Source organism: Dietzia sp. B19 (assembly GCF_014145155.1).
GTDB lineage: Bacteria > Actinomycetota > Actinomycetes > Mycobacteriales > Mycobacteriaceae > Dietzia > Dietzia natronolimnaea.
The window spans coordinates 1-9134 of record NZ_JAALED010000044.1 but is presented as its reverse complement, the minus strand read 5'-3'; the positions used below and the strand labels follow the sequence as shown (position 1 = coordinate 9134).

General features: G+C 70.5%; 8 protein-coding genes and 1 pseudogene. 8 read left to right on the top strand and 1 reads right to left on the bottom strand.

The features are described 5' to 3' along the window. Nucleotides 1–410 (bottom strand): alpha/beta fold hydrolase (locus G6020_RS01965; RefSeq protein WP_182609489.1); only part of this gene is annotated, 410 nt, incomplete at its 3' end. Nucleotides 411–536: 126 nt separating this feature from the next. On the opposite strand from G6020_RS01965, the gene G6020_RS01960 reads away from it, so the two are divergent. From G6020_RS01960 to G6020_RS01925, 8 genes and pseudogenes are all read left to right on the top strand, one after another. Further along, nucleotides 537–1304: a CoA transferase subunit A gene (locus tag G6020_RS01960; RefSeq protein ID WP_179524926.1), complete on the top strand. Its 768-nt coding sequence runs from the start codon at nt 537–539 to the stop codon at nt 1302–1304. Then, nucleotides 1301–1930 carry a 3-oxoacid CoA-transferase subunit B gene (locus G6020_RS01955; RefSeq protein WP_182609488.1) on the top strand — a complete coding sequence of 210 codons (630 nt, stop codon included), beginning with the start codon at nt 1301–1303 and terminating at the stop codon, nt 1928–1930. Before G6020_RS01960 ends, G6020_RS01955 begins: the two co-directional genes overlap by 4 nt. A gap of 158 nt (nt 1931–2088) precedes the next feature. Beyond that, on the top strand, nt 2089–3081 hold the full coding sequence (locus G6020_RS01950; RefSeq protein WP_182609487.1) for a malate dehydrogenase: 993 nt from the start codon (nt 2089–2091) through the stop codon (nt 3079–3081). A 63-nt stretch (nt 3082–3144) separates the two neighbouring features. Next, a complete protein-coding gene (locus tag G6020_RS01945) occupies nt 3145–5853 on the top strand; it encodes a valine--tRNA ligase (RefSeq protein ID WP_182609486.1) in 2709 nt (902 codons plus the stop codon). Beyond that, nucleotides 5853–7445 carry a folylpolyglutamate synthase/dihydrofolate synthase family protein gene (locus G6020_RS01940; protein WP_194305916.1) on the top strand — a complete coding sequence of 531 codons (1593 nt, stop codon included), beginning with the start codon at nt 5853–5855 and terminating at the stop codon, nt 7443–7445. The genes G6020_RS01945 and G6020_RS01940 overlap by 1 nt, the downstream gene beginning before the upstream one ends. Beyond that, nucleotides 7442–7888, top strand: coding sequence for a DUF4233 domain-containing protein (locus tag G6020_RS01935; protein WP_182609485.1), 447 nt, complete (start codon nt 7442–7444; stop codon nt 7886–7888). The genes G6020_RS01940 and G6020_RS01935 overlap by 4 nt, the downstream gene beginning before the upstream one ends. Before the next feature lie 30 nt (nt 7889–7918). Then, a complete protein-coding gene (ndk, locus tag G6020_RS01930; protein WP_182609484.1) occupies nt 7919–8329 on the top strand; it encodes a nucleoside-diphosphate kinase in 411 nt (136 codons plus the stop codon). A gap of 331 nt (nt 8330–8660) precedes the next feature. Continuing rightward, nucleotides 8661–9134: pseudogene (locus G6020_RS01925) on the top strand (ribonuclease E/G); the annotation flags it as partial.

Sequence of the window (9134 nt, the reverse complement as noted above, 5' to 3'; positions counted from 1 at the left end):
CCACCCTCGCGGACCGCGGCCGCGCGGTCCGCCCATCCGGAGGGCTCGCCGAACCTCGCAGCCGTGCACAGCAGGGCAGCGGACCGGACCCTGGTGGGCTCGTGGACCGCGAGCCACTGGGCCACGGCGCCGCCCAGGGAGAGCCCGACCACGTGGACGTGACCCACGCCGAGGGTGTCGAGCAGGGCTAGGACGTCGCCGGAGAGGTCGGCGATCGTGCACGGCCCCGGAATGACGTCTGAGTTCCCGTGCCCTCGGTGGTCGACGGCGATCACCATGTGGTCGCGGGCCAGATCGCGCACCTGGGCGTCCCACATCGACCGGTCCGAACCGAGGGATCCGAGCAGTACTACGGCAGGGGCATCCGCTGAGGGCGGGCCGCTGACCTGGTGGGACAGGGTGGCGGGCATGGGATGGGTCCTTTCCTGGGGAGCGGCGGGTCAGTTCTGGCGCGGGTGACGTGAACCACGATACGTCGAAAGTGTACGTAGCGCGAACAGTTGTGCAACAGGCGAACAGGTCCTACGATGTGTGACATGACCAACAAGATCTTCTCGTCGGCCGCCGCCGCGGTCGCGGACATCCCGGACGGCGCCTCCCTCGCCGTGGGGGGTTTCGGTCTGGTCGGCATCCCCGCCGTCCTGATCGACGCACTCCTGGAACAGGGCGCCACCGATCTGCAGACCGTGAGCAACAACTGCGGCACGGACGGCTTCGGCCTCGGCACGCTCCTGGAGGCCCGCCGCATCACCCGCACCACGGCCTCCTACGTGGGGGCCAACAAGGAGTTCGCCAGGCAGTACCTGAGCGGGGAGCTCGAGGTGGAGCTGACGCCGCAGGGCACGCTCGCCGAGCGGATGCGATCCGGTGGGGCGGGCATCCCGGCCTTCTACACGCCGGCGGGCGTCGGGACGATGGTCGCCGAGGGCGGACTGCCGCTGCGCTATGACGGCGACGGGGGAGTCGCCGTGGCCTCCGAGCCCAAGGAGGTCCGAGAGTTCGACGGGACCCCGTACGTCCTGGAGCGCGCGATCGTCACGGATTTCGCGCTCGTCCACGCCCATCGGGCGGACACGGCGGGCAACCTGCAGTTCCGCGGCACCGCCCGGAACTTCAACCCGGACGTCGCGATGGCCGGCCGCATCACGATCGTCCAGGCCGAGGAGATCGTCGCGGCCGGCGAGATCGACCCGGCGGACGTCCATCTCCCCGGCATCTTTGTCCAGCGGCTCGTCGAGGTCGGACGCCAGGAGACCGGCGTGGAGATCGAGAAGCTCAGCAGCAGGGGAGAGGACAGGTCATGAGCTGGACACACGAGCAGATGGCGGCACGCATCGCCACCGATTTCGTCGACGGGCAGTACGTCAACCTGGGGATCGGGATGCCGACACTGATCCCGGACCACCTACCGACGGGCGTCCACGTCACTCTCCATTCGGAGAACGGGATCCTCGGCGTGGGCCCGTACCCCACGCCCGAACAGCTCGACCCGGAGATGATCAACGCCGGCAAGGAGACCATCACCGCGGCTGCCGGGGCGGCGTTCTTCTCGTCGTCGGAGTCGTTCGCCATGATCCGGGGCGGAACGGTCGACGTGGCCGTGCTCGGCGCCATGCAGGTCTCACAGGCCGGTGACCTGTCCAACTGGATGATCCCCGGCGCCATGGTCAAAGGCATGGGCGGGGCCATGGACCTGGTCCACGGCGCCGGCCGGGTGGTCGTGATGATGGACCACGTCACCCGCACGGGCGAGGCCAAACTCCTGGCGGAGAACTCCCTGCCGTACACCGGGCGCGGATGCGTCCAACGGGTCGTCACCGACCTCTGCGTCCTCGACATCTGTCCGGAGGGGTTCCGGCTCGTCGAACCCGCCCCGGGCGTCACGATCGAGGAGATCCGCGCCAGGACGGGCGCCGAGGTCCACACCTGACCGGACGTCCCGCGCGCCACGACCCGACCCCCGGCCCCGCGTCACCGATCGGCCCCGGGGCGAACAACGGGTGTACGGCGGCTCGCGCGGTCACCAGGGTGCCGGTTCCTCACTACTGTGGGGACCGACCCCGTCGTCGCCTGAGGAAGGTCCCCCGCATGAGCACCTCCACCCCGGTCACCGTCACCGTCACCGGTGCTGCCGGAAAGATCGCCTATTCGTTGCTCTTCCGGCTGGCGTCCGGCCTGGTCTACGGCCCGGACACCCCGGTCCGGCTCCGGCTGCTCGACATCCCGTCCGCGGTCACCGCCGCCGAGGGCGTGGCGATGGAGATCGAGGACTGCGCTCTTCCCCTGGTCGACTCGATCGACATCACGGACGACGCCACCGCGGCCTTCGACGGCACCAACGCCGCGTTCCTCGTGGGGGCCATGCCGCGGGGCAAGGGGATGGAGCGGTCCGACCTGTTGAGCGCCAACGGGGCCATCTTCCGCGACCAGGGGCGCTCGATCAACGCCGGCGCCGCGGAGGACATCCGTGTGGTGGTGGTGGGCAACCCCGCCAACACCAACGCCTACATCGCACACCGGCACGCCCCGGACGTCCCGGCCGGTCGGTTCACCGCCCTCATGCGGCTCGACCACAACCGGGCGTTGAGCCAGCTCGCCACCCGCCTGGGCGCCCCCGTCGCCGAGCTCGACGGGGTGGTGGTCTGGGGCAACCACTCGGCCACCCAGTTCCCGGACGTCTCCTATCTCACCCGCGCCGGTGCGCCCGTGACCGCCGGCCTCGAGCAGGACTGGCTGGCCGACACCTTCATCCCTCGGGTCGCGAACCGGGGAGCCGAGATCATCTCCGTCCGGGGTTCGTCCTCCGCGGCATCGGCGGCCGGCGCCGCGGTCGACCAGATGCGCGACTGGGTCCACGGGACCCCGGGGGAGAGCTGGACCACGGTCGCACTGCCCTCCGAGGGGCAGTACGGAACAGTCGCGGGCGTGGTCACCGGTCTGCCCTGTCGTAGCCACGGCGGGGAATGGGAGGTCGTCGAGGGTCTGGGGATCGATGACTTCCAGCGCGCCCGCATCGACGCCTCGGTGGCCGAGTTGATCTCCGAACGCGACGCCGTGCACGCCCTCGGCCTGACCGACTGACCCCGGGGGCGGGGCCCGGGCGGCGTGTGTGGGGTCCCGGCGCCGACGGCCTACGATGGTCGGGTGACGACTGCAGCGACTCCCGGCCCCGAGACCGACCGCGCGGACTCCCTCCCCGCCTCCTGGAACCCCGGCGAGGTCGAGTCCGAGCTGTATCAACGCTGGGTCGACGCCGGCTACTTCGAGGCGGACCCCTCCAGCGACAAGCCGGCCTATTCGGTGGTCCTGCCCCCACCCAACGTGACCGGCAACCTCCACATGGGGCACGCGCTCGACCACACGCTCATGGACGTGCTCACCCGCCGCAAGCGCATGCAGGGGTTCGAGGTGCTGTGGCTGCCGGGTATGGACCACGCCGGCATCGCCACCCAGACCCTGGTGGATCGCAAACTGGTGGCCGAGGGGATCGACCGGCACGAGATCGGCCGCGAGGCCTTTATCGGACGAGTCTGGGAGTGGAAGCGTGAGTCCGGCGGAACCATCGGCGAGCAGATGCGCCGTCTCGGCGACGGCGTGGACTGGTCGCGGGAGCGCTTCACCCTCGACGAGGGCCTGTCCCGCGCCGTGCAGACCATATTCAAGGAGCTCTACGACCAGGGCCTGATCTACCGCGCGGAGCGACTGGTCAACTGGTCGCCGACGCTGCAGACCGCGATCTCGGACATCGAGGTCAAATACTCGGATGTCGAGGGAGAGCTGGTCAGCTTCCGCTACGGCTCGATGGACGACTCGCAGCCACACCTCGTGGTGGCCACGACCAGGCTCGAGACGATGCTGGGGGACACGGCGATCGCGGTGCACCCCCAAGACGAGCGCTATGCCCACCTCGTGGGCACCGAGATCGAGCACCCGTTCCGCGAGGGCTGGACCATGCGTGTCGTCGCCGACGACTATGTGGACCCGGAGTTCGGCACCGGCGCGGTCAAGGTCACCCCCGCCCACGATCCCAACGACTTCGCGATCGGCCAGCGGCACGGGCTCGAGATGCCCACGATCATGGACTCCTCCGGTCGGATCACGCAGACCGACACCCGGTACGACGGGATGGACCGGTTCGAGGCCCGCAGCGCGGTCCGCGAGGACCTCGCGGCGCAGGGCCGGATCGTCAAGGAGGTGCGCCCGTACCTGCACTCCGTCGGCCACTCCGAGCGGTCGGGGGAGCCGATCGAGCCCCGCCTGTCCCTGCAGTGGTGGGTCCGGGTCGAGGAACTGGCCCGGATGGCCGGCGACGCCGTGCGCGACGGCGACACGGTGATCCACCCGAAGAGCCAAGAACCTCGCTGGTTCGACTGGGTCGACGACATGCACGACTGGTGCATCTCCCGACAGCTGTGGTGGGGCCACCGCATCCCCATTTGGTACGGCCCCTCGGGCGAGGTGGTCTGCGTGGGCGCGGACGAGGAGCCGCCCGCCGGGTACACGCAGGACACGGACGTGCTCGACACGTGGTTCTCCTCCGGGCTGTGGCCGTTCTCCACCATGGGCTGGCCCGACCGGACCCCCGACCTCGAGCGGTTCTATCCGACCTCCGTCCTGGTGACCGGGTACGACATCCTGTTCTTCTGGGTGGCCCGGATGATGATGTTCGGCACCTTCGTGGGACGCACCCTCACCGGTGACAAGGCCGCGCCGGGCACCGTCCCGTTCACCGACGTGTTCCTCCACGGGCTCGTCCGCGACGAGCACGGCCAGAAGATGTCCAAGTCCAAGGGCAACGGCATCGACCCGCTCGACTGGGTGGACCGCTTCGGCGCCGACGCCCTGCGCTTCACCCTGGCCCGGGGAGCCAACCCGGGGGGCGACCTGTCCGTGGGTGACGACGCCGCCCAGGCCTCGCGCAACTTCGCCACCAAGCTCTTCAACGCCACGCGCTTCGCGCTGATGAACGGCGCGACGGTGGGCGAACTCCCCGAGGCGTCCGCGCTCACCGACGCCGACCGGTGGATCCTCCACCGCCTCGGCGAGGTGCGCGTGTCGGTCGACGACGCGCTGGACCGCTACGAGTTCTCCAAGGCCTGCGAGGCCCTCTACCACTTCGCGTGGGACGAGGTGTGTGACTGGTACCTGGAGCTGGCCAAGGTCCAGTTCGGGAACGACGACGAGGCACGCAGCTCCGAGAGGGCCGAGCACACGCGGCTCGTGCTGGGGCACGTCCTCGACGTGGTGCTGCGGATGCTGCACCCCGTCATCCCGTTCGTCACCGAGGTGCTGTGGACGGCCCTGACCGGACGCGACTCCGTGGTGATCGCCGACTGGCCCTCCGACGTGGTCCCGGCGGACGGTGCCTCGGAGTCCGTGCGCCGGGTGGCCGACGCCCAGACTCTCGTCACCGAGATCCGTCGCTTCCGTTCCGACCAGGGTCTCAAGCCCGGACAGCGGGTGCCCGCACGCGTCACCGGCGTCGACCGGGCGGATCTGCCCGCGGACCTGCTCGACCAGGTCGCCTCGCTCGCACGGTTCACCCCGGCCGAGGACGACTTCACCGCCACGGCCTCGCTGGAGGTCCGATTGGGATTGTCCACGGTGGGGGTCGAGATCGACACCTCCGGGACCATCGACCTGGCCGCCGAGCGGCGCCGTCTGGAGAAGGACTTGGCATCCGCTCGAAAGGAACTGGAGACCACCGGGGCCAAGCTGGGAAACGAGGCGTTCCTGGGCAAGGCCCCCGACCACGTGGTGGACAAGATCCGCGCGCGCCGGGATCTCGCCGAGGCCGAGGTCGCCAGGATCTCCGCGCGACTCGAGGGCCTCCCGGCCGGGAGCACCGCCTGATGGCGGGCCACCGGTGGCTCGAGCCGCATGACCCGAACGAGGGCTGGGACACGCCCACGGAAGAGGACGTCGCCGAGATGCTCGGTGAGGAGGGCCTGGTTTCCGGGGTCTCCCTCGGCGGGCCGCTGCCCGGCGACGAGGACGGTGAGGACCACCAGGAGCCGCGCCCGATCCCGGAGGTCGGCAGCCCGGAGTGGCAGGCCGACACCGCCGAGCTCGCTGTGGTCGAGGAGGAACTGGCCACCCGCTGGCCGGAGACCCGCCTCGAACCGAGCCTGGACCGGATCGCGGAGCTCACTGGCGTCCTCGGGGATCCGCAGCACGCCTACCCGGTCGTCCACGTGGCGGGGACCAACGGCAAGACCTCGGTCACCCGGATGATCGACGCGCTCCTGCGGGCGCTGCACCAGCGCACCGGGCGCAACACCAGTCCGCACCTCCAGTCCGTCACCGAGCGGATCGCCCTTGACGGCGAGCCGGTCACGGCACGCCTGTTCGTGGACACCTACCGCGAACTGCAGCCGTACCTGGAACTGGTGGACCAGCGGTCCGAGTCCGGTGGTGGGCCCCGGATGAGCTACTTCGAGGTGCTCACCGCGATGGCCTTCGCGGCCTTCGCCGACGCCCCCGTGGACGTCGCCGTGGTGGAGACCGGTATGGGCGGGACCTGGGACGCCACCAACGTGGTGCGGCCGGCCGTTGCCGTCGTCACCCCTGTCGGCCTGGACCACACCGACTATCTCGGCCACGACCTGGCGACCATCGCGGGGGAGAAGGCGGGGATCATCCAGCCGGGAGCCGAGGACGAACTGTTGCCGCGGGACCCGATCGCCGTGATCGGCCGCCAGGAGCCCGAGGCGATGGAGGTGCTGCTGCGTCGCGCGGTCGAGGTGGGTGCGGTGGTGGCCCGTCTCGGCTCGGAGTTCGACGTGGTCGAACGTCGTCTCGCGGTGGGTGGTCAGCAGCTCACCCTGCGTGGTCTCGGGGGCGAGTACCCGGAGGTGTTCCTGCCGCTGTTCGGTGAACACCAGGCCGAGAACGCCGCCACCGCGCTGGCCGCCGTCGAGGCGTTCTTCGGTGCGGGCCCCGACCGGTCGCTGGACCCCGAACTCATCCGCGCCGGATTCGCCGCCGTGGACAACCCCGGTCGGCTCGAACGGCTCAGCTCGAGCCCGACCGTCCTGGTGGACGCCGCGCACAACGGCCACGGCGGTCGCGCGCTCGCCGAGGCAGTGACCTCGGAGTTCGACTTCAAGCGTCTCGTCGCCGTGGTGGCCATGCTCGACGGCAAGGATGCCGACGCGTTCCTCGCGGCCGTCGAGCCGGTGGTCGACGAGGTCGTGATCACCAGGGCCGGGTCGCCGCGGGCGATGGCGCTCGACGACCTCGCCCGCATCGCCGAGGACAGGTTCACCGCCCAGCGGGTCCACGTGGTGGACACCCTCCCCGACGCGATCAGCGCCGCGCTGGATCTGGTGGGTGTCCCGGACCCGACCGCCGACGACGACGTCTCCGGCGTCGGCGTGCTCGTCACGGGATCCGTGGTGACCGCCGGGGCCGCCCGCAGCCTGTTCGGAAAGGACGCACAGTGACCGACCCCGGTTCAGCCGAGACCGGTTCCGCCGACACCGGTCCCGCCGACCCCAGGGCCACCGCGCACGAACCCTCGGTGGATCCGTGGAAGGGCCTGCGGGGGATCATGGCCGGGACGCTGATCCTCGAGGCGATCGTGATCGGGTTGGTGCTCACGGTGATCGCCCGGGTCGACGACGGCGAGCACTTCCAACCCTGGAAGGTGTGGTTCGTCAGCCTGCTCGCCGTGGCGATGGTCGTGGCCAGTGGACTGCAGCGGCGCCCCTGGGCGATCCCGCTGAACCTCACCCTCGCCGGGTTGGCGGTGGCGGGCTGGGCGGTGCACTGGTCGATGGGTGTCTGCGGCCTGATGTTCGCCGCGGTGTGGGCGTACATCCTCTATCTGCGGCGGGACCTGTCCCGCCGGATGGCGGCCGGCTACCTGCCCAGCCAACACGACTGACAAGTGCCGGGTACTTGTACCATTGCGGCCGTGACCGAGAGAACCTTCTTCCTCATCAAGCCCGATGGCGTCCAGCGAGGCCTGACCGGGACCATTCTGGCGCGTATGGAGGCCAAGGGCCTCACGCTCGTGGCCATGGACATGCGACGGGTGCCGCAGGAGACGGCGGCCGAGCACTACGCCGAACACGCCGAGCGTCCGTTCTACGGTGACCTGCTCGAGTTCATCACCTCCGGGCCGGTCGTGGCCGGTGTCGTCGAGGGGCCGCGCGCGATCGCCGCGTGGCGCCAGCTCGCCGGCGGAACCGACCCGGTGGAGAAGGCCGCCCCGGGCTCGATCCGGGGGGACTTCGGACTGGAGACCCAGTTCAACCTGGTGCACGGGTCGGATTCCGAGGAGTCCGCGGCACGTGAGATCGAACTCTGGTTCCCCGGACTCTGATCTGAGCTGATCAGCAGCGATCGCGCTGGACGCGCCCGTCGGTCCCCGGACCGGCGGGCGCGTTTCCCTCTCGCAGCGCCCGCGCGGCGACGGATCGTCGGCGTATGTGGGACAATGGCCGAAGCCCACATTCTTGGCGAGCGGACCTCCAGTTCGCCCCGGATCGGGCGCCCGCCATCCGCGGGCCGGATCACACCGGAGTCGCGGACCACAAGACATAGCCCCACCCGAGGTGGGGCCCAGAGAGAAATGCCGACCCCGTGCGGCGGCGTGGGTCACCGGAGTCCCTCCGGTGACGTGATCGCGCCCGGAGTCCGGCCAGAGGAGACACGTGTCGGATTCGAACCTGACCATCGACGATCTCAATGCGCTTCCGGAGAAGATGCGCGCGCACGCGGCCGCCAAGGCCGTGGGGATGACCAGCAAGGAGTTCCTGGCCGCCATGGCCGGCATCGGCGTGGAGGTCAGGAGCGCCCAGTCCGGGGTGACGCGCGAGATGCTGCTCACCTGGTTCGCCAGCCGTGGGGACGGTGGCGCCACGGCGTCGGAGGCGACTCCCGCCGTGGAGGACGCCCCGGCGGAGAAGCCCTCCCGCACGGCGCCGGCCAAGAAGGCTTCCGCCAGGAAGACGGCGGCCGGAAAGACCCCTACGACGAAGTCGGCGGCCGAGAAGGCCCCCGCCGAGGAGGTCCCCGAGAGGAAGGCCCCCGCGAAGAGGGCGCGCAAGGCCACTGCGGGCAAGGCGGCGACCGGCGCCTCTGCAGAGGGCGCCACCGCCGAGGCCCCCACCGCCGAGGCCCCCACC

Excerpts from the sequence above, each read along its gene's own strand:
- G6020_RS01960 (WP_179524926.1), top strand. The coding sequence starts at position 537 with ATGACCAACAAGATCTTCTCGTCGGCCGCCGCCGCGGTCGCGGACATC.
- G6020_RS01955 (WP_182609488.1), top strand. The coding sequence starts at position 1,301 with ATGAGCTGGACACACGAGCAGATGGCGGCACGCATCGCCACCGATTTC.
- G6020_RS01950 (WP_182609487.1), top strand. The coding sequence starts at position 2,089 with ATGAGCACCTCCACCCCGGTCACCGTCACCGTCACCGGTGCTGCCGGA.
- G6020_RS01940 (WP_194305916.1), top strand. The coding sequence starts at position 5,853 with ATGGCGGGCCACCGGTGGCTCGAGCCGCATGACCCGAACGAGGGCTGG.